We start from the raw sequence: 21,808 nt of genomic DNA on the forward strand, positions 1-21,808 counted from the left end.
GACGCCCCAACCGGCCGGGCCGGTCCACACGGGTCGCGCCCGGCCGGTGTGCTGTGCGCCCTGGCTCACCAACCCTGCGGGGTGCGGTCGCCGACGGTGATCCCGGCCGGGCCGACGGCGAAACTCACCCGGTCCAGTCCGCTCGCCCCGGCGTGGGCTTGCCCGAGCAGGGACAAACCGTGGCTGCCGCCCACCCCCAGCACCGCACACCCGGCGGCCAGGCCCGCGGTGACCCCGGCCGGGGCGTCCTCGATCACCAGGCACCGCCGCGGATCCACCCCGAGCGCCCGAGCACCCAGGCGGAACGGATCCGGATACGGCTTGCCGCGCTCGACGTCGTCGGCCGTGATCACCACCTCGGGTGGTTCCAGCCCGGAACCGTTGATACGCGCCCACGCTTGCGCATGGGTGCAGGAGGTGACGATCGCTGCCTGATCCGGGCCCAGTGAGCCCAGTGCGAACTCGGCGCCGGGCAGCACGGGGATTCCGGTCGCATCGGCGATCTCCAGTTCCAGGATCCGGGCGACGCCGGCCTGCACCTGCGCGGCGGGCAGCAGAGTCGGGACCACCTGGGAGGCCGGGATCCCATGCTGCACCTCGAACGTCTCGGCGTCGGGCAGGCCGAACTCACGGGCCCACCGGCGCCAGCAACGCTGCGCCGAGGCAGCCGAGTCGATCAGGGTGCCGTCCATGTCGAACAGCACGGCGTCGAAGGTGCGGTCGGCGAACGCGCGGCCCGGCGTCGGCAGGCCGACGCCTCCGGCCTCCGGGGTGCGGCCGTGCACTCAGGACAGGCGGGCGGGCGGGGACTGGGTCAGCGAGGCGTCGGTCTCCACGACTTTGCCGAGGGCCTTGTCGATCCTCTTCAGCACCGACTTGTCCAGTTTCACCCCGGCCGCGCCGACGTTGTCGCGCACCTGCTCCGGCCGGGAGGCTCCGATGATCGCCGAGGCCACGTTGGGGTTCTGCAGCACCCAGGCCACCGCGAGTTGGGCCATGGTCAGGTCCAGTTCATCGGCGATCGGCTTGAGTTTGGCGACCGCCTTCAGGGTCTTGTTGTTGAGGAACTTGGCGATCATGTCCGCCCCGCCCTTGGTGTCGGTGGCGCGCGAGCCCTCCGGGAAGTCCTTGCCGGGGCTGTACTTGCCGGTCAGCACACCCTGGGCGATCGGGGAGAACACCACCTGGGAGATGCCCACCTTCTCCGAGGCCGGGACCACCTCGCTCTCGATGACCCGCCACAGCATCGAGTACTGCGGTTGGTTGGAGATCAGTTGCACGCCGAGGGCATCAGCGATCGCGTGCCCCTCCTTGAGCTGGTCGGCGGTCCACTCGCTCACCCCGATGTACAGGGCCTTGCCGGCCCGGACCACGTCGGCGAAGGCCTGCATGGTCTCTTCCAGGGGTGTCTCGTAATCGAACCGGTGCGCCTGGTACAGGTCCACGTAGTCGGTGCCCAGGCGCTTGAGGGAGGCGTCGATGGACTCCCGGATGTGCTTGCGGGACAGCCCGGTGTCGTTGTGGCCCATCGGACCGGTGGGGAAGTAGACCTTGGTGAAGATCTCCAGCGACTCGCGCCGCTCACCCTTCAGGGCCTTCCCGAGCACCTCCTCGGCCACCGTGTTGGCGTAGGTGTCGGCGGTGTCGAAGGTGCTGATGCCCTCATCCAGGGCCGCCTGGACACATCGCGTGGCGACCTCGTTCTCCACCTGGGAGCCGTGGGTGAGCCAGTTGCCGTAGGTGATCTCGGAGACTTTGAGACCACTGTTGCCGAGGTACCGGAATTCCATACCGCCAGCCTAGAGGGCTTCCGGTGAGCGTGCTACGGGTGGCGCCCTCCCTATCGTTCCACCGCCGCCCCGGGAGCGGGGCAGGGGGTGGGCAGAGGTGCGCGAGGAGTGCGCGCGAAGAAGCCGCGAGGGCCCGGACCCTCGGGGGTCCGGGCCCTCGATTGCGCGGGTCGGCACATGCGATCCGGCGCAGTAACGTGCGGTGGGCCGAGCCCGCGGGGTCAGGCGGTCTGGCCGGCGTGCCTACCCTCGCCGATCTCCTCCACGACCTTGTCGTTGAAGGCGGGCAGATCATCGGGGGTACGGCTGGACACCAGTCCCTGGTCCACCACGACCTCCTCATCCACCCAGGTCGCCCCGGCGTTGCGCAGGTCGGTCTTGAGGCTGGGGAAGGAGGTGATCGTGCGGCCCTTCAGCACGTCGGCATCGGCCAGGATCCAGGGGCCGTGGCAGATCACGCCGACCGGCTTGTGCTGGTTGAAGAAGTCCCGGGTGAAGTCGACCGCGTCGGTGTCCATCCGGAGGTGATCGGCGTTGGAGGTGCCGCCGGGCAGCACCAGGCCGTCGAAGTCGGCGGCCTTGGCCTGGCTCACGTGCATGTCCACGTCCTGGGTGTGGCCCTTCTTGCCCTCGACGCGCTCCCGCTCGGGCGACACGAGCACCGCCTGGGCGCCGGCGTCGGTGACCGCCTGCCAGGGGCTGGTCAACTCGCTGTCCTCGAAGTTGTCCGTGAGCAGGAACGCGATCTTCTTTCCACTCAGGTCAGCCATCATGCTCTCCCTTCGTCGCTGTCATCAGGTCCGCTCACCACGCTAACCGGGGCGGCCGTGATGTGCCCGCCGGGCGGGGTACGGCCGCCCGAACCGGCTTCCGGGCGTTGCCTAACGCCGAAGCGGTCCTACTGACCGCCCATGCCGGTGGTGGCCACCCCGCGCACGATCTGGCGCTGGAACAACATGAACACCACCAGCAGCGGCAGGGCCGCCAGCAGCGCCGCGGCCATGGTGCGGGCGTACTGCAGGCCGTAGGTCTCGGTCACCGTGGCCAGGCCCACCGGGATGGTCATCAGCGCCGAGTCCGTGGTGACGATGAAGGGCCAGAGGAAGTTGTTCCACGCACTGATGAACACGAAGATCCCCACCGCCCCGAGGATCGCGCGGGACAACGGCAGTACTACGGTCCAGAAGGTGCGCCAGGTGCCGGCGCCGTCCACACGGGCGGCGTCGATGAGTTCGCGCGGAATGCCGTCGAAGAACTTCTTCAGGATGAACACCATGATCGGTGCCACGACCTGGGGAAGGATGATTCCGGCGAAGGTGTCCACCATGCGGAAGACCAGCATCTGCTGGAACAGCGGCACGATCAGGATCTGGGCGGGCACCATGATCGAGGCGATCGTGACCGCGAACATCCAGCCACGGCCTCGGAACACCAACTGGGAGAAGGCATAGGCCGCCATTGCCGAGATGATCAGGGTGATAGCGGTGACCAGCACGGCCACCAGCAAGGAGTTGAACATCCACAGGGGAAGGGCGCCGCGCGTGATGACGCCGATGTAGGCGCCGAGGGTCCACCCGCCCTCGGGCACGAGCTCCCCGGGGTTGGCCGCGTCGACTTCGGACTTGAACGAGGTGATCACGGCCCAGGCGAACGGCAGCAGCCAGATCACGGTCATCAGGATGAGCGCCGCCACGGAGAGGACTCTGCCGCCGGTGCTGGAGCCGAGCAGCAGGTTGGTCGCGCGCCGGCTCTCCGCGCGGCGCACGATCGCCCGCCGGCGGGCCACCTCGGGTAGGACGAGGGACTGCGTCGCCATCTCAGGGCTCCCTTCGGGCTGCGAGCAACCGGGTCAGTGACACCGCGACGATCAGGGCGAAGAAGATGAAGGAGATCGCTGCCGAGTAGCCCAGCCGGTAGTTCACGAAGCCGGTGTCATAGATGTAGACCAGCACCGAACGGGTCGAGCCGGCGGGGCCACCACCGGTGAGGAGGTAGATCTGGTCGAACACCTTGAGCGAGGCCAGGATCTGCAACACCAGCACCACCCCGGTGATCCGACGTACCTGCGGCAGCGTGATCGACCACAGCCGCCGCCAGGCCCCCGCCCCGTCGATCGCCGCGGCCTCGTAATGATGCTCGGGGATGGCCTGCAACGCCGAGAGGTAGAGCAGGAAGTTGAAACCCACCGTCCACCACACGGTCACCAGCGCGATGGACCACATGGCCACGCGTTCGTCGGTGAGCCAACCCACCGGGTCGAGTCCGACGGCGGTCAGCCAGGTGTTGAGCAGACCCAGCTCGGGGTTGAACAACCATGACCACACATCGGTGACCACGACGACCGGCAACAGGAAGGAGGCGAAGAACGCGAACCGCCACAACCACTGCCCTGGCAGCCCGGTGTACACCAGCAAAGCCATCACCAGTGCCACGATCACCAGCGGAATCGTGGTGATGATCGTGAAGAAGACGGTCTGCCACAGCGTCTGCCAGACCTGCGGATCGGAGAACGCCTCGGCGTAGTTGGACAAGCCGATCACCGAGGGTTCCAGGCCGATCAGGGATCGGTCGGTCAGACTCATCCACATGCCGTAGATGATCGGCCAGACCAGGAAGAGGAGGAACGCCAGGGCAAAGGGGGCCAGGAACCAGTAACCGCTTCCCCCCGAGTGCAGGCGTTGGGCGCGGCGCTCGGCCTCACGTCGGGCCCGGCGTACGTCGCGGGGGACGGACATCGGGGCTGAAGTCGTTGTGGAAACCATCGATCCCTCCGGGTCAGGCCGGTGCCGGTGAGGACAGCAGGACGTTCATCTCATCGAGCATGCTCTGCACGCCCTCCTCCGCCGAGATCAGGCCGAGCAGCGCGCGTTGCATCTCCTGACACATTCGGTTCTGGAAGTCCGAACCCGATCCGGTGAACCAGACCGGGGGGTCCAGGAAAATCCACTCGCCGGCCTCGGCGTAGTTGGCCTGCGGGGTCATCTCCTGGTACTCCTGGGACTCCACCACCTCGGTGAGCGTGGGGATGTGCCCGGCGCCGGCCCAGGCCTTGCCCTCGCGCAGGATCGCGGCCAGGACCTCATACGTAGCCCGCCGACGCTCAGGGTCCGGGCTGATCTGGCGCGGCAGCACGTACGCGTGGGAGTCGCCGAAGGCCGCAGGCTGGTCGTAGATGATGGGCAGCGGCACCGCGGAGACATCGGGAACCGCACCGCGCAGGCTGTTCAACTCCCAGTCGCCGGAGATGATGGCGCCGGCCCGCCCGGTGTTGAAGTTGGCGATCGCGCTTCCGTAGTCGCTGTTCGGGGCGGTCACGGTGCCGTCCAACATCGACTGCATGAACTCCAGGATCTCCGTGGCTGCGTCGACATCCAGTTCGGCCGGGCGCCCGGGCGTGAGGTCGTACTCGGCGCCCTTCTGCCCGTACAGTCCCCAGAACAGCCGCCAGGCTTGCGCCCCATCGTTGAGGTAGCCATAGGCGATGCCGGTGTCCCCGGTGACCTCGGCGAGTGCGCGGCCGGCGTCGAGGAACTCCTCGGGGCTGGTGATCTCGGTCAGCAGCCCGTCGTCGCCGATCAGTCCGGCCTGCTCGGCAACCGCCGGGTCGTAGAACAGGATCACCGGGTGGGTGTCCAGGGGCAGGGCGTACAACTCCCCCTCGTACAGGGCCCGCTCCCACAGGGCCGGCGGGAAGTCGGCTTCGGTGATGCCCACCTCGGCGAGCATGTCCAGGTCGAACGGTTCCAGCAGCCCGCCGGGGGCGTAGCCGATGAGCCGGGACAAGTGCACGATGGCCGCTTCCGGCGCCCGGCCTCCGGCGGCAGCCATGGCGAGTTTGGTGTAGTAGGGAGGTCCCCAGGCAAGCGTGGTGCGGTCGATCACCGCGTCGGTGACCTCGCCGCGCACGTCATCGAGGATGTGGTCCATCAGTTCCCCGTCGGAGCCGCCGAGCAGGTCCCACACCCGCACCAGCGGGCCTCCGGCCGTGGCGGTGCGCACATTCCCCGAGCAGCCGGCCAAGGTTCCCGCGGCGGCCAGGGCACCGAAACCGAGCGCACCCTGGAGGACCCCGCGCCGCGAGAGTCCCGTGAGTCCGCGACCCGCCGCGGACGGGCGCGGTGGCAACGGTGCGCCGTTGTGCGGCATGGATCTGGTCATCGACGACCTCCTTGAGGCCCGCATCATCACGGGTCACTACAACGTTGCAAGTAGGGTGGCGCGGTTCCCCCGCCGTGTCAAGACCCCGGGGCGCCCGGTGCACCCACGGCCGGGTGCGGCACACTGTGGTGATGTCTCGTGCCGATTCCGCCACGCCCGGGCAGGGGCGCTCCCGCTCCCGTCCCGGGATCAAGGATGTGGCGGCACTGGCGAACGTCTCATGGAAGACGGTCTCCAACGTGGTCAACGAAAGCGCACCAGTGCGTCCGCAGACCCGGGCGCGGGTGGAGGCCGCGATCGCCGAACTGGGCTACCGCCCCACGCTCTCCGGGCGGTACCTGCGCCAGGGACGCAGCCGGATCCTCGGGCTGGCCGTGGCGGACCTGCGCCTGCCCTACTTCTCCGACCTCGCCCACGCCGTGATCGAAGCCGCCGGGAAGCGTGATTACACCGTCCTGATCGAGGAGACCCTCGCCGAGGTCGAACAGGAACGCCACGCTGCCGACGGCTTCGGGGTGCACCTGTTGGACGGCCTGATCTACTCCCCCCAGTCACTGGACCCCGAGGAGATCCGCCGTTCGGGCACCACGCTGCCCACTGTGGTCCTCGGCGAACACGGCCTGGCCGAACTGACCAGGGACCTGGCCCTGGACCGCGTCCTGATCGACAACGTCGCTGCGGCGCGGGAGGCGACCCAGCACCTCCTGGATACCGGTCGGCGAGCGATCGTGTTCCTGGGCGCTGACCCCCACCCCGATCCGGATCCACCCCATGACCAGCGGCGGGGCAGCGCCAGCGGCGCGGGCAGCCTGCGGCGCGATGGCTACCTGGAGGCGATCGGGAACGCCATGACGCCCACGATCCTCCCGACGACGGTCTACTCACGCGCCACCGGCTACGACGGCATCTCGACGTTCTTGGCGAAGTCCGGGACCGACCACCTGGACGCGATCTTCTGCGCCAACGACCAACTGGCGATCGGTGTGATGGCAGCACTGCGCGAGGCCGGGCTGCGCGTGCCCGAGGATGTGGCCGTGCTGGGTTGGGACGGGTCGGAGGAGGGCCGGTTCGCCAACCCGAGCCTGACCAGCGTCACTCCCGATCTCCAGGCACTGTCCGAACTCGCCGTGGACCTCCTGCTCGACCGCATCGAGGGCAGTGCCGGTCCCGGCAAAGTCCACGTGCTGCCGCATCAGATCCACGTCCGGGACAGCACCGCGCCGGCACGCTGACCGCGCACCCCGGCGGCCATGGCTGCGCGTTCCCGTGGGCACGAGTATGCTTTCCGTGCAGCCCTACAACGTTGTACTGCAGTCGTTGTACTGAAGTCGTACCGAAAGGTGCATGCGATGCCCGAGCACACGCCCGACCAGACCCACGACCACACGTCCGCCGTCCCCCGCCCCGAGTACCCCCGCCCGCAGATGGTGCGCTCGGACTGGCTGAACCTGAACGGCACCTGGCAGTTCGAGGTCGATCCCGGCGATTCCGGCCTGGAGCGCGGGCTCGTCGATGCCGAACTCTCCGGCGCGATCACCGTCCCGTTCGCGCCGGAATCCGAACTCTCCGGCGTCGCCAACACCGACTTCATGGAAGCCGTCTGGTACCGGCGCACCGTGACCATCCCGGCGGGCTGGAGCGGGCAGCGGGTGTTGCTGCACTTCGGGGCGGTGGACCACGACGCCACCGTCTGGGTGAACGGCACCCAGGTAGCCCGCCACCGCGGCGGGTTCTCCTCCTTCACCGCCGACCTGCACGGGGTCGCCGAGCCCGGGCAGGAGGCCACCATCGTGGTGCGCGCCCGGGACCGGCGCCATATCCCCCAGGCGCGCGGCAAGCAGGCCACCAAGTACGCCAACTCCGAGTGCCACTACACCCGCACCACCGGGATCTGGCAGACCGTCTGGCTCGAGCCGGTCCCCCAGGTGCACCTGCGCCGTCCGCGGATCACCCCGGATGTGGCCGCATCGGCCTTCCGCGTCGTGGCACCGCTCAGCGCCAACCGGCGCGGAATGACCGTGCGCGCCGTCGTCTCCGACGCCGACGGCGAGGTCGTCGCCACTCAGGTACGCGCCGACCTGGACCTGGCCCCCGCCCTGCACCTGCCCATCCCGCCCGACCGCGTCCGGTTGTGGCAGGTGGGGGAGGGCTTCTGTTACGACGTGCGCCTGGAACTACTGGACGAAGCCGGCACGGTGCTCGATGCCATCGACTCCTACGCGGGCCTGCGTTCGGTCAGCATCGACGGCAACCAGGTTCGGCTCAATGGTGAGGTCGTCTTCCAGCGGCTCGTACTGGACCAGGGCTACTACCCCGACGGGCTGATGACCGCACCCAGCGATGCCGCCCTGGTCGAGGACATCGAGTTGTCCCTGGCGGCCGGCTTCAACGGGGCCCGCCTGCACCAGAAGGTCTTCGAGGAGCGGTTCCTGTACCACGCCGACCGGCGCGGCTACCTGCTCTGGGGCGAGTTCGCCGACTGGGGCTGCTCCGCCCAGGGTCACCGCAGCGACCATCAGCGCCCCGACGCCTCCTACATCACCCAGTGGACCGAGGTGCTCAAGCGCGACTACAACCACCCGGCGATCATCGGGTGGTGCCCGCTGAACGAGACCTGGCAGGTGCTGCACGACGAGATCACCGTGCTCGATGACGTCACTCGCGGGATGTTCCTGGCCACCAAGGCAACCGATCCGACCCGCCCGGTCATCGACGCTTCCGGCTACTCCCACCGGGTGGCCGAGACCGACGTCTACGACTCCCACTCCTACGAGCAGGATCCGGCGGCGTTCGCCGAACAGCAGGCCGGCCTGGCAACCGGCGATCCGTTCGTCAACACCCATGACGGACAGACCATCTCCCTGCCCTACGCCGGCCAGCCCTACTTCGTCAGCGAGTACGGCGGCATCTGGTGGAACCCCGACGAAGCGGCCGAGGCCGACGGCACCGACCGCACCGAGTCCTGGGGGTACGGACAGCGGGTCGCCGATGAGGAGGAGTTCCACGTCCGGTTCGCCGGCCTCACCGATGTGCTGCTGGATGACCCGAACATGTTCGGGTACTGCTACACCCAACTCACCGACGTGTTCCAGGAGCAGAACGGCATCTACCGGTTCGACCGCGGCGTCAAACTCGACGTGGACCGGGTGCGTCAGGTCCAGCAGCGGGTGGCCGCTGCCGAACGGGCCGACGACGACGCCCCCGGCACGTAGGTCCCTCGCCGGCGCGTGGGCGATGACAGCCGTGCGGGAGAACCCCTAACGCCGGGCCAGCGGATCGTGGCCCACGCGCAGCCACAGGTGCCGGGGGATCAACTGGATGATGCCCAGGAGCAGGTTGAGGTAGAAGTCGATCCGTTCCACCTCCTGGCGGCCGCGGACGTACAACAGGATGTCCTGGCCCTCCACGGTGATGTTGTGACCGACCGCGTCGGGCTGCAGGAGGCGGTCCATCATCCGCGGGTGGATGAAGTCGAACGGGAACTGCCCCTCCGGACCCTGGACCCGCCAGGTGTCGTTGAACGCCTTGGACTCGAACCGGATGTCCTGCCCGCCGAAGAACTTGCTGATCGCCGAGCCGAAGCCCTCCGGGTTGAGCCGGAGCCAGGGCAGGGCTGCCGGGAGGTGCAGGGCCACCACGTGGAAGTGATGGGTCGTCTTGTTCCTGCCGCTGCCGGTGGTGTACCGGTAACTGAAGGAGACCGCCTGCTCACCGTGGAACGTCCCGGTGAGCACCTCGTTCGCCTGCCGCGCGCGGCCGGCGCCGAACGGAGGGCTGGTCCAGCGGGTCACCATCTCCCTCGAGTGTGGCTGATACGTCCAGCCACGGTGCTGGGCGTAGGCCCGGATTCTCTCCTGGCGCTTACGGTTCAGGATCTGGGTGACGATCACGGCACCGACCGCGACCACGATGACGAACAGGATTGGAGCAACCTCCACCGTCCCCACCCCCTTCGCTCTCAGACCGGGCGGCAGCGGCCGCACCGCCCTGGACGCCGGTCCCGCTTCGATCATCCCGTGCTCGTGCGGCAGAATAGCAAGGCCCGGCCGCAGGACCCGGTTCCACGAATTCGCTTGGCACGCGCCACGGCACCGGAGGATGCTGCGGTGCATGCCCAGTTTCGTGATCACCCACGCACGGCTGCCCGCCGGCGACGTCGAGGGGGCGCACACCGGCGTCGAAACAGGCGCCGGTGGGACGTGGGCCCGGGCCGAGCCGTCGTGGCAGATCCGCGGCATCGCCGAACTGGACCGGGACTATCTCGTGGAGGCACTGGGCAACGACGACCTCGCCGAGGATGTCGAGCAGATGGCGGTCCGCCTGGCCAACCAGCGCGACACCCGCAAGGAGGTGCTGCTAGCCCTGGAGCCCGACCACGGGCAGGATCCGGCCGCGGTGCTCGGAGCCGCCTGGCTCGATTTCCCGGCGACGGACAACACCCACCTGGCCCGCGTCTCGGTGATCGTGCGTACGACCCACCGGCGCCGCGGCATCGGCTCGGCACTGTGGGCCCGGGCGCTGCGCGGCATCCGGGGGTCCGGGCGCGCCGTGGTCACCGCCGAGACCTGCCAGCGCACCGAACCCGAAGCCGACTCCCCCGATGCGCTCGTGGCGCCGACCGGGAGCGGCCGGGTGGACGCCCGGGAACCCGGGGTGCGATTCGCCCGGGCACGCGGCTTCACCCTGGCGCAGGTCGACCGGCACTCCGTGCAGCATCTGCCCTTGCCCGACGGCCTGCTCGCCGGGCTGGGCAGGGCCGCCGCAGCCCGCGCGGGGGAGGACTACGAACTCCTCTCCTGGACCGACGCGGTGCCGCAGCGCTGGCTGGCGGGAATGGCGGTCCTGCTGCGGGCGATGAGCACGGACGCACCAACCGGTGAGTTGGACTACCAGGAGGAGAGGTGGGACGGCGATCGGATCCGGCACGGCGAGCAGGTGCTGGCCGCCTCCGGGATGCGCTCGATCACCACCTCGGCAATGCATGCGCGCACCGGGGAGTTGGCCGGTTACACCGAGATCCATCTCGATGCGCGCAAGCCCCAGGTCGCCTACCAGGAGAACACCGTGGTGCTCACGCCGCACCGCGGACACCGGCTCGGCATGCTGTTGAAGACGGCGAACCTGGAACTGCTCGCCCGCGAAGCGCCGCTGGTGCGCCGGGTGCACACCTGGAACGCCCAGGAGAACGAGCACATGCTCGCCATCAACGTCGCCCTCGGCTATCGCGTCGCCTCGATCTGGGGTGCGTGGCAACTGGGAATCAGCTGAGCTCGCGCCTGCTTGAGCGGGGCAGGGCACGCTCAGGTATCAATCTGATCAATTGTCATCTGATGCTCCTCCGGTTGTGGTTGACTTTGCGCGACGCCAAGGAAGGAGCGTGCCGTGCAGCGACGCATCGCCCCCTTGCTGGCGACCCTGTTCCTGTTCCTGGTCATGACCCCCGCGGCCGCGGCCGCTTCCATCCTTCCCGGCGGCGGTCCGGTCCCGATGAGTACCGAGGACGGCGATGCCCAGGTGCTCTTCGGCACCATCAACGACCCCGACGGCGAACCGGTCGAGGGGTTGGGCCTGACGCTGGAGCAGGCAGGCGAGGAACTGGGCGAGACGGTCACCGACGGCGAGGGCGCCTGGGAACTGGAGGTGCCCGGCCCTGGTACCTTCGACGTCGTCCTGGACGTGGACACGCTGCCCGCCGACCTGCAGCCCCAGCAGGAGGCCGGTGAGCGCCGCGAGGACATCCTGGTGCGCCCCGGCCGGCTGCAGACCAGGGTGCCGTTCCCGCTGATCGGTGCCGATGAGACCCAGCAGCCGGCGCCGGGCACCGAACCCCCCGAGACCGACGACGACGCTCCCGCCGATGATGCCGCGACCCCCGAGGAGGACGAGGGCGCGATCGCCACCGAGCAGCCCCGCGGCGCCTCGTTCTCCGCCCGGTTCGCGCAACTGACCGTGGAAGGGATCAAACTCGGCGCGATCATCGCCATCACCGCCGTGGGCCTGTCCCTGGTCTTCGGCACGACGCGCCTGATCAACTTCGCCCACGGTGAGTTCGTCACGATCGGTGCGGTCACCGCCTTCTTCCTGTCCACCTCCCCGGGGAACGTGCCACTGATCCTGGCCGCGGGGCTGGCGATGGTGGTCGGTGCGCTGCTGGCCGGGGCGTTGGAGAAGACCGTGTGGCTGCCGATGCGAAGACGCGGCACCGGATTGATCCAGCTCTTCATCATCTCCATCGGGCTGTCCCTGCTGCTGCGCTACCTGTTGCTGGTGGTGTTCGGCTCCCGGCGCGGGCAGTACGACACCTACACCGTGCAGGCTGCCCTCGAGATCGGGATGGTGCGCATCACCCCGCGGGACCTGATCGTGACGCTGCTGGCATTCGCGATCATGGTCGGGATCGGGATCATGCTGTCCAAGACCCGGATCGGCAAGGCTATGCGCGCGGTCTCGGACAACAAGGACCTGTCCGAGGCCTCCGGGATCAACGTCAGCCGGGTGATCATGATGGTGTGGGTGCTCGGCGGTGGTCTGGCTGCCCTGGGCGGGGTCTTCTACGGCCTGACCTCAGCGGTGTACTGGGACATGGGCTTCTATCTGTTGCTGCTGATGTTCGCCGGGGTGATCCTCGGTGGGATCGGCAGCGCCTACGGGGCGATGGTCGGCAGCCTGATCATCGGGCTGGTCTCGCAGTGGTCCACGCTCTGGTTCCCGCCGGCGCTGCAGAACTTCTGGGCGCTGCTCGTGCTGATCCTGGTGCTGTTGCTGCGACCGCAGGGGATCTTCGGCAGAGCGGAGCGCGCCGGCTAGGCGCGGGAGGTCGCACATGGAGTTCATGGACATTCTTGCCAACGCACTGCGCGGGGCGATCGGGCCGGAGGCGGCGATCTACGCGCTCGCCGCGGTGGGGCTCAACCTGCACTTCGGCTACACCGGGCTGCTGAACTTCGGCCAGGTCGGGTTCATGCTGGTGGGTGCCTACGGCGTGGCGGTCAGCGTGGCCACCTGGGACCTGCCGCTGTGGGTGGGCATCCTGATCGGGATCGGGTGCGCGGTGGTCCTGGCCCTGATCCTGGGTATCCCCACGCTGCGATTGCGCGGGGACTATCTGGCGATCACCACGATCGCGGCCGCGGAGGTGCTGCGCTATCTGTACCGCTCCTCCTGGGCCGAACCGCTGACCGGCGGGGTCTACGGGCTGAGTCAGTTCGCAGGAGACTTCTTCGCCCTGAACCCCTACACCCAGTCCCTGGTGCTGGGACCGTTCTCCTTCAGCGCGCGCAACCTGTGGGTGATGACGGTGACCTGGGGTCTGGTCGCCTTCTTCTCCCTCCTGGTGTTCCTGCTCATGCGCAGCCCGTGGGGCCGGGTGCTGAAGTCGGTCCGTGAGGACGAGCTCGCCGCCCGCAGCCTGGGCAAGAACGTCTACGCCTACAAGATGCAGAGCCTGGTCCTCGGCGGTGTCCTCGGGGCCCTGGCCGGGGCGATGATGGCGATGCACGGCCAGACCGTGAACCCCGACATCTACATGCCGGCGGTGACCTTCTACCTGTGGGCCATCGTGATCCTGGGCGGCGCCAGCCGCATCATGGGACCGATCGTGGGCAGCATCATCTTCTGGTTCCTGCTGACCTTCCTGGACGCACTGCTGCGGCAGGCCACCACCCAAGGCATCATCCCGTCCTCGATCTTGGCCTCCAGTGACGTGAGCGCGATGCGATTCGTGTTCGTCGGTCTGCTCCTGGTGCTGTTGATGGCCTTCCGCCCGGCCGGGATACTCGGCAACGCAGAGGAGATCCGACTCAGTGTCCGATGAGCCACGCCCCGAGTCCTCCCCGGTCCCGGACCGGACCGAGGAGGACGTCACCGCGGCGCGCGATCAGATCCTGGACGAGCGGGAGGATCTGGTCGAGCACGAGGAGGCACGGGAGAAGGCCGGGCCCTCCTCCGGGGCCGTACTCGCGGCAAAGGCCCTGGCCGACGTCGCGCCCGAGCCCGGGGTGGCCAAGCCCGACCCGATCCTGGTCGCCACCGGGATGACACGTCACTTCGGCGGCCTCAGAGCCGTCGACGTGGACCACCTCGAGGTGCAGCGCGGCACCATCACCGCCCTGATCGGACCGAACGGTGCCGGTAAGTCCACCTTCTTCAACCTGGTCTCCGGCTTCGACAGACCCTCCGCCGGAAGCTGGACCTTCAACGGACAGTCGCTGCGTGGGCTGCCCGCCTACAAGATCGCCCGCCGCGGCATGGTGCGCACCTTCCAGCTCACCAAGGCCCTGATGCGCCTGACCACGCTGGAGAACGTGATGCTGGGCGCCACCGGCCAGCGTGGCGAGAACATCCTGGCCGCGCAGTTACCGTTCCTGTGGCGCAGTCAGGAGCGGCAGATCGAGGCCCGCGCCGACGAGTTGCTGGAGCGCTTCCGGCTCAGCCACATGCGCGATGAGTTCGCCGGCACCATGTCCGGCGGGCAGCGCAAACTGCTGGAGATGGCCCGGGCTCTGATGGTGGATCCGGACCTGATCATGCTCGATGAGCCGATGGCCGGGGTGAACCCGGCACTGACCCAGTCCCTGCTGGGGCACATCCAGAATCTGCGCGATGAGGGCAAGACGATCGTGCTGGTCGAGCACGACATGGACGTCATCATGAGCATCAGCGACTGGATCATCTGTTTCGCCCAGGGCGCGGTGATCGCCGAGGGACGCCCGGCCGACATCAGCACCAACCCTGCGGTGATCGAGGCCTACCTGGGCACCCGCGCCGAGCCGGCCGAGTCCGGCGGGCAGGAGGAGCGATGAGTCAGGAGCGAGACGGCGACGCCGACCCGGCGGGCACGGACCACGGGGCCACCTCGACCGAGCGGAACAGCCCGCCGGACGGCGCCATCCTGCTGGAGAGCCGCAGCCTCGTGGCGGGTTACATCCCGGAGGTGGACATCCTCAACGGCTGCAATGTCCACGTGCGCGAGGGCGAGCTGGTGGGCATCATCGGCCCGAACGGGGCCGGCAAGTCCACCCTGATCAAGGCGATGTTCGGGATCGTGCCGGTGCGCGGCGGCGAGGTCCTGCTGCGCGGCGGGAACATCGTGGGGGTCCCCACTTACCGGCTCGTCGATCGGGGCGTGGGGTACGTGCCCCAGAACAACAACGTGTTCCCCTCCCTGACCATCGAGGAGAACCTCCAGATGGGGCTGTACCTGCGGCCCCGGGAGTACGAGGAGCGGTACCAGGTGGTGACGGACCTGTTCCCGGTGCTGCACGAGCGTCGCCGCCAGCGTGGTGGATCGCTGTCCGGGGGTGAGCGGCAGGTGGTCGCCATGGGACGGGCCCTGATGACCGACCCGCAGGTACTCCTCCTGGACGAGCCCTCGGCCGGGTTGTCCCCGATCATGCAGGACACTGTCTTCGAGGCTGTGCAGCGGATCAACGCCGCCGGTGTCTCCATCCTGATGGTGGAGCAGAATGCTCAGCGGTGCCTGCAGTTGAGCGACCGGGCCTACGTGCTGGATCAGGGCAGGGACGCCTACACCGGCACCGGACAGCAACTGATGCACGACCCCAAGGTGATCGAGCTGTATCTGGGAACCCTGGGCCGCACCGGCCACTGAGACGCACCCGGACACGACCCACGAGGTCCCTGCAGCCGTCCGGCGGCCCTCGGCGTGCCCGTCCCGGCGCACCGGTGGCCCGGACCCACCGCCGTGGGCAGGTCCGGGCCACCGGTACCGGCGCCTGTTACTCCGTCGGAGCGGACTCGACCACCTCGATGGTGGACAGGGTGCCCTCGGAGTCGTAACCGTAGACCTCGATCGAGGCGATGCCGGGCTCACCGGATTCGGTGAAGTCCAGCGGACCGGAGACACCGTTGTAGTTGATCTCCTCCCCGTCTGCGAGCAGGTCGCGGCACTCGGCGAAGGACGAGCAGTCCGTACCGTCGCGGGTGACGTCGATCAGGTGGGGCTGGAAGTCAGCCGGGTTGGTCGAACCGGCGGCCTCGGCGGCCAGCGCGATCACGGTGACGCAGTCGAAGACCTGCGGTGCGAACTGGGTCTCGTCCAGGTCGGCGAATTCCTGCAGGTTGTTCAGGAAGTCGGCGTCCTCCGACGAAGCCGGAGCGGTACCCTTCATCCCGTCCAGGATGCCCGGGTCGTTGGAGTCCACCAGGTTCGGCAACTCGTTGCTGCGCATCCCGTCGGCACCGTAGAACCCGATGTCCTGCGGGGTCAGCCCGCCCTCGATGATGCCCTGGGCGATCTGGGCGCCCTGCTCGAAGGCGATGATCACCACGGCGTCCGGCTCGGCCGAGACCACCGACTGCACCACACCGGTGAACTCGGTGGCGTTGCCGTCGAAGCCCTCGCTGGAGATGACGTTGGCGCCGCCGGCCTCCAGGGCTTCCTGGGTAGCGTTGGCCAGGCCGACGCCGTAGTCATCCTCCAGGTGCACGATCACCACGTCGGTGTGGCCGTCATTGATGACCGTCTCGGCCAGCACCGGGCCCTGCAGGGCGTCGGAGGGCGCGGTCCGGATGTAGAAGCCGCCGTGGTCGTAGTCGGTGAACGTCGGTGCGGTGTTCGACCCGGAGCACTGCACCACCTCGTCGCTGGTGATCCGGTCGATGATCGCCAAGGACATACCCGAGGCCGCGGCACCGATGACCGCGTGCGCACCGTCGGCGAGGACGCGGTCCGCGGACTGGCTGGCGATGGCCTGGTCCCCGCCCTCGTCACCGGCGATCGCATCGGGCAGTTCCGTGCCGAGGACGCCGCCGGCGTCGTTGATCTCCTGGATCGCGAACCCGGTCGCGGCGATCTGCGGTGGTCCGAGGAACGCCAACGGCCCGGTCTCGGGCAGCACGTAGCCGAACTGCAGCGGTTCGCCATCGGCCCCATCGCCGTTACCGGCGTCCCCGTTTCCGTTCCCATTCCCGTTACAGGCCGCGGCCAGCAGCAGCACGGCCGCAACCGGTGCGAGTGCCCTCTTCGTGGAGCGCTTCATAGTTTCTCCCGAACATGTCAGGGCGCGACCCTCGCACCCGAGTGCATCATGGTGACACAGTGACGTGGAGCACATGGGGCTAATCCGTGCGATGAGACCAACCTGTGACGTGATTGAGACGATTCTGATCGCTTTGCGGTCCCGGCCGGGTCGATCGGTGGCGGGGCGGGCGTGGTCTCGGCCGCGTACTCAGAACCGGATGATGCCGCCGGGGTCCACCCGCACGGTGACCGGCACCCCCGGTTCGAGGGGCACGATGCCCTCGGCGACGGCCCGCTGCGGGCCCCAGTCAGGTATCTGCACCACAGCGGTGGTGCGACCGCGGGCGAAGCCCACGCTGACCACCTCGCCGCGGATGCGGACATCGTCGGCATCGCGCAGGCTCGTCCCGGGTCCGGGCCCGGACCTGGTACCGGTGCCGCCGGTCTCCTCCGCAGTCTCCCCGTCCTCGCCCGACTCCAGGCGCAGCGCCTGGGGCGAGAGGCCGAACCTGGCGCCGTCGGCGGCGGTGACGAGCCGGTACCCCAGGAACTCCGCGACCTGCGCATCGGCCGGAGCCGCCCACAACTCCTCGGGGGTACCGACCTGCACGATCCGCCCCTCCATCATCACCGCCACCCGGTCGGCCACGGTGAACGCCTCGTCGTGGTCGTGGGTGACGTACAGGGCGGTCGTACCGGCCCGGCGGAGGATGTGGTGCAGGTCCGCGGCGAGCCGTTCCCGCAGCGCCCGGTCCAGCGCCGAGAGCGGTTCATCGAGCAGCAGCAACCGGGGCTTCGGGGCCAGGGAGCGGGCCAACGAGACCCGCTGGGCCTGCCCGCCGGACAGGCTCGCCACCGCCCGGTCCTGGTAACCCGGTAGGCCGACCAGGTCGAGCAGGTCGCGTACCCGCTGCGCCCGTTGCGTCCGCGGCATCCGCTCCATCTGCAGGCCGAAGGCGATGTTGCCGGCCACGTCCCGGTGGGCGAAGAGCTGTCCGTCCTGGAACATCAACCCGAACCCGCGCCGATGCACCGGCACGTCGCTCAGGTCCGCCCCCTCCCAGCACACCCGGCCGCGATCGAGTGGCTCCAGGCCGGCCACCGCACGCAACAGCGAGGACTTGCCACAGCCGGAGGGCCCCAGCAGGGCGACCACCTCCGCCGGCGCCACCTGCAGGCTCACCCGGTCCACCGCCGTCGTCCGCGGTTCCCGGACGCCGTAGCGGACCACGGCGTCATCGATGGTCAGGGACATCTAGAACTCACCCGTCCGTTCCGACCGCAACCGTTCGGCCACTCCCATGATGGTGGCGGTCAGCAACGCCAGCAGGACCGACGCGGCCAGGGCCATCCCGTAGTTCTCCGCACCGGGGCGCCCGATCAGCCGGAAGATGACCACCGGCAGGGTGGGTGCGTCGGGGCGGGCCAGGAAGGCGGTGGCGCCGAACTCCCCGAGGGAGACGGCGAACGCGAATCCGATCGCCAGCCCGAGCGACCGCACCAGGAAGGGCCCGTCGACGTGGGCGAGCACCCGGCCCGGAGAGGCGCCCAGCACCGCGGCGCTCTCGCGCTGTCGCGGGTCGATCGCCCGCAGCACCGGCAGCACCGTGCGCACCACCAGCGGAATCGCTACCACCGCCTGGGCGATCGGAATCAGGATCATCGACGTGCGCAGGTCCAGCGGCGGCCGGTTCAAGGTAATCAGGAACCCGAACCCGACCGTCACCGCCGACACCCCCAGGGGGAGCATGAAGAGGGTGTCCAGTCCCCAGACCGCACGGCGAGCGTGCACGTTGCGCGGCCGGCGCGAGACCACCAGCGCCACCAGTGCGCCCACCACCACCGCGATCACGGTGGCATCCACAGCCACCCGCAGGGAGTTCGCGGCCGCGTCCCACACCGTCACGGTGAGCGCGTTCGGTCCGCCGGTGCTGCCCAGGGCCACGTAGTTGTCCAGCCCCCACGTACCCGACGGCGTGCGCAGCGAGCGCACCACCAGCGCAGCCAGGGGCAGCGCGAGCAGGCCCACGATCGCCACGGCGGTCACCGCGGCCACCGGCAGATCCGGCCCCGGGCGGCCCCAGCGGGCGGCGAACCGGCCTCGACTTCGAGCCGTTTGGCCGAGACCGACGGTGCGGACACTCGACTTCGCCCGTAACCCTCGCTCTCGACGCCGCGGCACGGGCTGCCACAACCGCAGCCGGCGTGCCTGGTGCTGGGCGCCGTGTAGTTTCAGGGCCGCCTCCCGCCGGGCCCGGGCACGGGAGAAGGTGATGAGCGCGGCGGTCACCACCGAGAGTTGCAGCACCGAGAGCACCGCGGCGGTGCGCAGGTCGAGGAACTGGGTGGTCTGGATCCAGATCTCGGTCTCGATGGTGCCGAACCGGATCCCGCCCAGCACCAGCACCACACCGAACGCAGTGGAACAGAATAGGAACACCACTGAGGCGGCGGAGGTGATAGCCGGGGTCAGCGCCGGCATTGTCACAGACCAGAAGGCGCGCGCAGGGGAGGCGCCCAGCGCCCGGGCGCTCTGCTCGGTGCGCGGGTCCAGACGCTCCCAGAACCCGCCCACGGTCCGCACCACGATCGCATAGTTGAAGAACACCAGCGCCAGCACGATCGCGGTGAAGGTGCGATCCAGGCCCAGGAATCCCAGCGGCCCGTCAGCGGCCAGCAAGGCCCGGAACGCCACCCCCACCACCACGGTGGGTAGCACGAACGGGATCGTGATCAATGCCCGCAGGATCCGCTGGCCGCGGAACGTGCGCCGGTACAGCACGTAGGCACCGGAAACGCCCAGCAGTACCGAGAAGACGGCGCCGAGCACCCCCAGCGCGATCGTGAGGAAGAGGATCCGCCAGGTGCGCGGGCGGGCGAACACCTCGGTGAAGCCGCTGAGGTCCCACGCCCCGTCCGGCACGAAACCGCGCAACACCAAGGTGGTCACCGGCCAGGCGAAGAAGGTGGCCAGGAACACCAGCGGCACGGCGGCCGCGAGCACCCACACGCAACCTCGCAACCACCGTGCCATCCTCAGGACCCGTCCTGCCCGGCGGCCCGCGACCGACAGGTTGACGTGGTGCGCAGACCCGCCCGGGCGGCAGCGCAACACCGAACCACGCAGACCCGGACAGGACCGGACCTGGCCGGGCTGGGCCGGGTCAGGCTGGGCCGTCCCGGGCTGGGCCGGGCGGTGCTGGCTCCCATCCTCAGCCGATCACGATGTCGGTCCAAGCCTGGATCCAGTCCTGACGGTTCTCGTCGATCTCGGCCGGGTCCACCGTCAACGGTTCCTCGGCGAGGGGGGCCCATCGGGTCCACTCCTGCGGGAGTTCCAGGTCGTGGTTGACCGGGTACATGTACATCTGGCCGGGAATGTCGGCCTGGACGGCGTCGCTGAGCAGGAAGTCGATGAACGCCTCGGCGCCCTCGGGGTTGTCCGCCCCGGCCAGCACCCCGGCGTACTCCACCTGCCGGAAGCATGAGGTGAGCATCGCCGTCGTTGTCGGGTCCTCCCCGTCCGGTCCGACCTCGAAGGCCGGCGAGGTGGAGTAGGACAACGCCACCGGGCGCGGGCCCTGCCCGACCGAGCCGGAGAACTCCTCGGAGTAGGCGGTGGACCAGGAGTCGACGACGAGCAGGCCGTTGTCGGCCAGGTCCTGCCAGTACTGCGTCCAGCCGTCCCCGAACTCGGCGACCGTTGCCAACAGGAACGCCAGGCCGGGTGAGGACGTGGCCGGGTTGGTCACCACCACGTGGTCGGCGTAGTCGGGCCCGGTCAGGTCGGCCAGGTCGGACGGCTCGGCGACTCCGGCCTCGGAGTACCAGGCGGTGTCGATGTTCAGACACACATCGCCCACGTCGATCGGTGTGAGTTCGTCTCCGCCGTCGATCAGGTAGTCCTCGGCGGCCGGGGGCAGCGCAGCGGAGGTGTAGGGGCTGAAGACGTCCTCGGCGATGCCGCGGGAGGCGAAGGAGTTGTCGATGCCGTAGGCGACGTCGCCCAGGGGCGCGTCCTTCGTCAGGATCAGCTGGTTCACCAGGGCTCCCCCGTCACCGGGTGCGCTGAAGGACAGCGTGTAGCCGGAGTCCGACTCGAACTGGCTGATCAGATCCTCCGAGACGTGGAACGAGTCGTGCGTGACCACCTGGACCGTGCCTTCGCCGCCGGTGGTCTCGCCCTCCCCTACTGCGGTGGAGTCCGCGTCGTCGTCAGTGGGGGTGTCGGGGTTGTCGTTCCCGGCGCCCACCGTGCAGCCGGCCACGGCCAGTGCCAGGGCGGTGAACGCTGCTAGATGTCCGATCCGCCCGGGGTCCGGGCCGACCCGCCCGGGCCGGCGGCGAGACATGGTGTGGTGATTCATTCTTCCTCCTCAGCGTGATGTGAGAAGGGGTCCGCGGCGCGACGCCACGGGAGAGATGCTCGACTCCCTTCGCCGGTGCTAACCGGAGCAGGTTCGAGGGTCTGCGGGTGGCCGCACTCTCAGCGCCGCACCTGACTCGGCCGACGCTCCCCTGTCGCACCCACGAGGCTACACCCCGTCGGCCGGTGCGGCCGACGGGCGCGCGAGGATCGTGGACGGCTACGCTGGGTGCAGTCGTCGTAAAGGAGATCTGCCATGGAGCGAGTCGTCACCGCCGTTGCCACCATCGTCGCCGGCCTCGTCGCGAACAAGGTCCTCGGGACCGCCTGGAAGAGCGTCACCGGTCATGAGCCACCAACCGACGACAAGGACGGAAGCATGCCCATCGCTGAGATCGTGCTCTTCGCGGCGATCTCCAGCGCGCTGGTGGCGTTGGTCCGCGCCTACGCCAGCCGCGGCGCCCACAAGTGGCTGTCCAGCGGCGACGTCGCTCGTTGACCAGCGCGAGGCCG

19 protein-coding genes and 1 riboswitch are annotated in these 21,808 nt (G+C 69.1%); of the genes, 8 read left to right on the forward strand and 11 right to left on the reverse strand.

Translation table 11 applies throughout. The annotated features are described in order from the left end of the window. Positions 1-65: 65 nt before the first annotated feature. From ACO0LV_RS14825 to ACO0LV_RS14850, 6 genes are all read right to left on the reverse strand, one after another. Positions 66-785 carry an HAD-IA family hydrolase gene (locus ACO0LV_RS14825; RefSeq protein WP_424788691.1) on the reverse strand — a complete coding sequence of 240 codons (720 nt, stop codon included), beginning with the start codon at positions 783-785 and terminating at the stop codon, positions 66-68. Next, the gene (locus ACO0LV_RS14830) at positions 786-1,790 is read right to left on the reverse strand and encodes an aldo/keto reductase family protein (RefSeq protein ID WP_424788692.1); all 1,005 of its coding nucleotides are present in this window, start codon (positions 1,788-1,790) and stop codon (positions 786-788) included. 221 nt (positions 1,791-2,011) lie between these two features. Next, positions 2,012-2,560 carry a type 1 glutamine amidotransferase domain-containing protein gene (locus ACO0LV_RS14835; protein ID WP_424788693.1) on the reverse strand — a complete coding sequence of 183 codons (549 nt, stop codon included), beginning with the start codon at positions 2,558-2,560 and terminating at the stop codon, positions 2,012-2,014. Between the two features lie 128 nt (positions 2,561-2,688). After that, positions 2,689-3,606, reverse strand: coding sequence for a carbohydrate ABC transporter permease (locus ACO0LV_RS14840; protein ID WP_424788694.1), 918 nt, complete (start codon positions 3,604-3,606; stop codon positions 2,689-2,691). Position 3,607: 1 nt separating this feature from the next. Then, a complete protein-coding gene (locus ACO0LV_RS14845) occupies positions 3,608-4,525 on the reverse strand; it encodes a carbohydrate ABC transporter permease (RefSeq protein ID WP_424788695.1) in 918 nt (305 codons plus the stop codon). A 40-nt stretch (positions 4,526-4,565) separates the two neighbouring features. Then, complete coding sequence (locus ACO0LV_RS14850) at positions 4,566-5,948, reverse strand: extracellular solute-binding protein (protein WP_424788696.1); 1,383 nt, start codon at positions 5,946-5,948, stop codon at positions 4,566-4,568. Positions 5,949-6,079: 131 nt separating this feature from the next. Between ACO0LV_RS14850 and ACO0LV_RS14855 the strand changes: the two genes are divergently transcribed. Together ACO0LV_RS14855 and ACO0LV_RS14860 are read left to right on the forward strand one after the other, a co-directional pair. Then, positions 6,080-7,180 (forward strand): LacI family DNA-binding transcriptional regulator, encoded by a 1,101-nt coding sequence (locus ACO0LV_RS14855; RefSeq protein ID WP_424788697.1) that lies wholly within the window; start codon positions 6,080-6,082, stop codon positions 7,178-7,180. A 117-nt stretch (positions 7,181-7,297) separates the two neighbouring features. After that, positions 7,298-9,160, forward strand: a complete 1,863-nt coding sequence (locus tag ACO0LV_RS14860) for a glycoside hydrolase family 2 protein (RefSeq protein ID WP_424788698.1) — start codon at positions 7,298-7,300, stop codon at positions 9,158-9,160. A gap of 45 nt (positions 9,161-9,205) precedes the next feature. Here the strand turns inward: ACO0LV_RS14860 and ACO0LV_RS14865 are convergent, their stop codons facing one another. Beyond that, positions 9,206-9,886, reverse strand: coding sequence for a hypothetical protein (locus ACO0LV_RS14865; RefSeq protein WP_424788699.1), 681 nt, complete (start codon positions 9,884-9,886; stop codon positions 9,206-9,208). Positions 9,887-10,058: 172 nt separating this feature from the next. Between ACO0LV_RS14865 and ACO0LV_RS14870 the strand changes: the two genes are divergently transcribed. The 5 genes from ACO0LV_RS14870 to ACO0LV_RS14890 all read left to right on the forward strand — a co-directional run bounded on the left by ACO0LV_RS14870 (position 10,059) and on the right by ACO0LV_RS14890 (position 15,558). Continuing rightward, positions 10,059-11,216, forward strand: coding sequence for an N-acetyltransferase family protein (locus ACO0LV_RS14870; protein ID WP_424788700.1), 1,158 nt, complete (start codon positions 10,059-10,061; stop codon positions 11,214-11,216). A 114-nt stretch (positions 11,217-11,330) separates the two neighbouring features. Further along, entirely contained in the window at positions 11,331-12,755 is a 1,425-nt protein-coding gene (locus ACO0LV_RS14875; protein ID WP_424788701.1) for a branched-chain amino acid ABC transporter permease, read from the forward strand. 16 nt (positions 12,756-12,771) lie between these two features. Next, positions 12,772-13,761 (forward strand): branched-chain amino acid ABC transporter permease, encoded by a 990-nt coding sequence (locus ACO0LV_RS14880; protein WP_424788702.1) that lies wholly within the window; start codon positions 12,772-12,774, stop codon positions 13,759-13,761. After that, complete coding sequence (locus ACO0LV_RS14885; protein ID WP_424788703.1) at positions 13,751-14,749, forward strand: ABC transporter ATP-binding protein; 999 nt, start codon at positions 13,751-13,753, stop codon at positions 14,747-14,749. Before ACO0LV_RS14880 ends, ACO0LV_RS14885 begins: the two co-directional genes overlap by 11 nt. Further along, on the forward strand, positions 14,746-15,558 hold the full coding sequence (locus tag ACO0LV_RS14890; RefSeq protein WP_424788704.1) for an ABC transporter ATP-binding protein: 813 nt from the start codon (positions 14,746-14,748) through the stop codon (positions 15,556-15,558). Before ACO0LV_RS14885 ends, ACO0LV_RS14890 begins: the two co-directional genes overlap by 4 nt. A 127-nt stretch (positions 15,559-15,685) precedes the next feature. On the opposite strand, the gene ACO0LV_RS14895 is transcribed toward ACO0LV_RS14890, so the two are convergent. The 4 genes from ACO0LV_RS14895 to ACO0LV_RS14910 form a co-directional block, all read right to left on the reverse strand. After that, on the reverse strand, positions 15,686-16,948 hold the full coding sequence (locus tag ACO0LV_RS14895; protein ID WP_424788705.1) for an ABC transporter substrate-binding protein: 1,263 nt from the start codon (positions 16,946-16,948) through the stop codon (positions 15,686-15,688). A 189-nt stretch (positions 16,949-17,137) separates the two neighbouring features. Further along, positions 17,138-18,184 (reverse strand): ABC transporter ATP-binding protein, encoded by a 1,047-nt coding sequence (locus ACO0LV_RS14900; protein WP_424788706.1) that lies wholly within the window; start codon positions 18,182-18,184, stop codon positions 17,138-17,140. Beyond that, a complete protein-coding gene (locus ACO0LV_RS14905; protein WP_424788707.1) occupies positions 18,185-19,963 on the reverse strand; it encodes an ABC transporter permease in 1,779 nt (592 codons plus the stop codon). A gap of 178 nt (positions 19,964-20,141) precedes the next feature. Further along, positions 20,142-21,296 (reverse strand): thiamine ABC transporter substrate-binding protein, encoded by a 1,155-nt coding sequence (locus ACO0LV_RS14910; RefSeq protein WP_424788708.1) that lies wholly within the window; start codon positions 21,294-21,296, stop codon positions 20,142-20,144. A gap of 47 nt (positions 21,297-21,343) precedes the next feature. Next, positions 21,344-21,459: riboswitch (TPP riboswitch) on the reverse strand. Between the two features lie 92 nt (positions 21,460-21,551). On the opposite strand from ACO0LV_RS14910, the gene ACO0LV_RS14915 reads away from it, so the two are divergent. Further along, a complete protein-coding gene (locus ACO0LV_RS14915; RefSeq protein ID WP_424788709.1) occupies positions 21,552-21,794 on the forward strand; it encodes a DUF4235 domain-containing protein in 243 nt (80 codons plus the stop codon). The last annotated feature ends 14 nt before the right edge of the window (positions 21,795-21,808 follow it).

Source organism: Pseudactinotalea sp. Z1739, from assembly GCF_049725055.1.
Lineage (GTDB): Bacteria > Actinomycetota > Actinomycetes > Actinomycetales > Beutenbergiaceae > CALKWS01.

Excerpts from the sequence above, each read along its gene's own strand:
- ACO0LV_RS14915 (WP_424788709.1), top strand. The coding sequence starts at position 21,552 with ATGGAGCGAGTCGTCACCGCCGTTGCCACCATCGTCGCCGGCCTCGTC.
- ACO0LV_RS14830 (WP_424788692.1), bottom strand. The coding sequence starts at position 1,790 with ATGGAATTCCGGTACCTCGGCAACAGTGGTCTCAAAGTCTCCGAGATC.
- ACO0LV_RS14845 (WP_424788695.1), bottom strand. The coding sequence starts at position 4,525 with ATGTCCGTCCCCCGCGACGTACGCCGGGCCCGACGTGAGGCCGAGCGC.
- ACO0LV_RS14860 (WP_424788698.1), top strand. The coding sequence starts at position 7,298 with ATGCCCGAGCACACGCCCGACCAGACCCACGACCACACGTCCGCCGTC.
- ACO0LV_RS14890 (WP_424788704.1), top strand. The coding sequence starts at position 14,746 with ATGAGTCAGGAGCGAGACGGCGACGCCGACCCGGCGGGCACGGACCAC.
- ACO0LV_RS14905 (WP_424788707.1), bottom strand. The coding sequence starts at position 19,963 with ATGGCACGGTGGTTGCGAGGTTGCGTGTGGGTGCTCGCGGCCGCCGTG.
- ACO0LV_RS14895 (WP_424788705.1), bottom strand. The coding sequence starts at position 16,948 with ATGAAGCGCTCCACGAAGAGGGCACTCGCACCGGTTGCGGCCGTGCTG.
- ACO0LV_RS14855 (WP_424788697.1), top strand. The coding sequence starts at position 6,080 with ATGTCTCGTGCCGATTCCGCCACGCCCGGGCAGGGGCGCTCCCGCTCC.
- ACO0LV_RS14900 (WP_424788706.1), bottom strand. The coding sequence starts at position 18,184 with ATGTCCCTGACCATCGATGACGCCGTGGTCCGCTACGGCGTCCGGGAA.
- ACO0LV_RS14910 (WP_424788708.1), bottom strand. The coding sequence starts at position 21,296 with ATGAATCACCACACCATGTCTCGCCGCCGGCCCGGGCGGGTCGGCCCG.
- ACO0LV_RS14880 (WP_424788702.1), top strand. The coding sequence starts at position 12,772 with ATGGAGTTCATGGACATTCTTGCCAACGCACTGCGCGGGGCGATCGGG.
- ACO0LV_RS14835 (WP_424788693.1), bottom strand. The coding sequence starts at position 2,560 with ATGGCTGACCTGAGTGGAAAGAAGATCGCGTTCCTGCTCACGGACAAC.
- ACO0LV_RS14870 (WP_424788700.1), top strand. The coding sequence starts at position 10,059 with ATGCCCAGTTTCGTGATCACCCACGCACGGCTGCCCGCCGGCGACGTC.
- ACO0LV_RS14840 (WP_424788694.1), bottom strand. The coding sequence starts at position 3,606 with ATGGCGACGCAGTCCCTCGTCCTACCCGAGGTGGCCCGCCGGCGGGCG.
- ACO0LV_RS14850 (WP_424788696.1), bottom strand. The coding sequence starts at position 5,948 with ATGACCAGATCCATGCCGCACAACGGCGCACCGTTGCCACCGCGCCCG.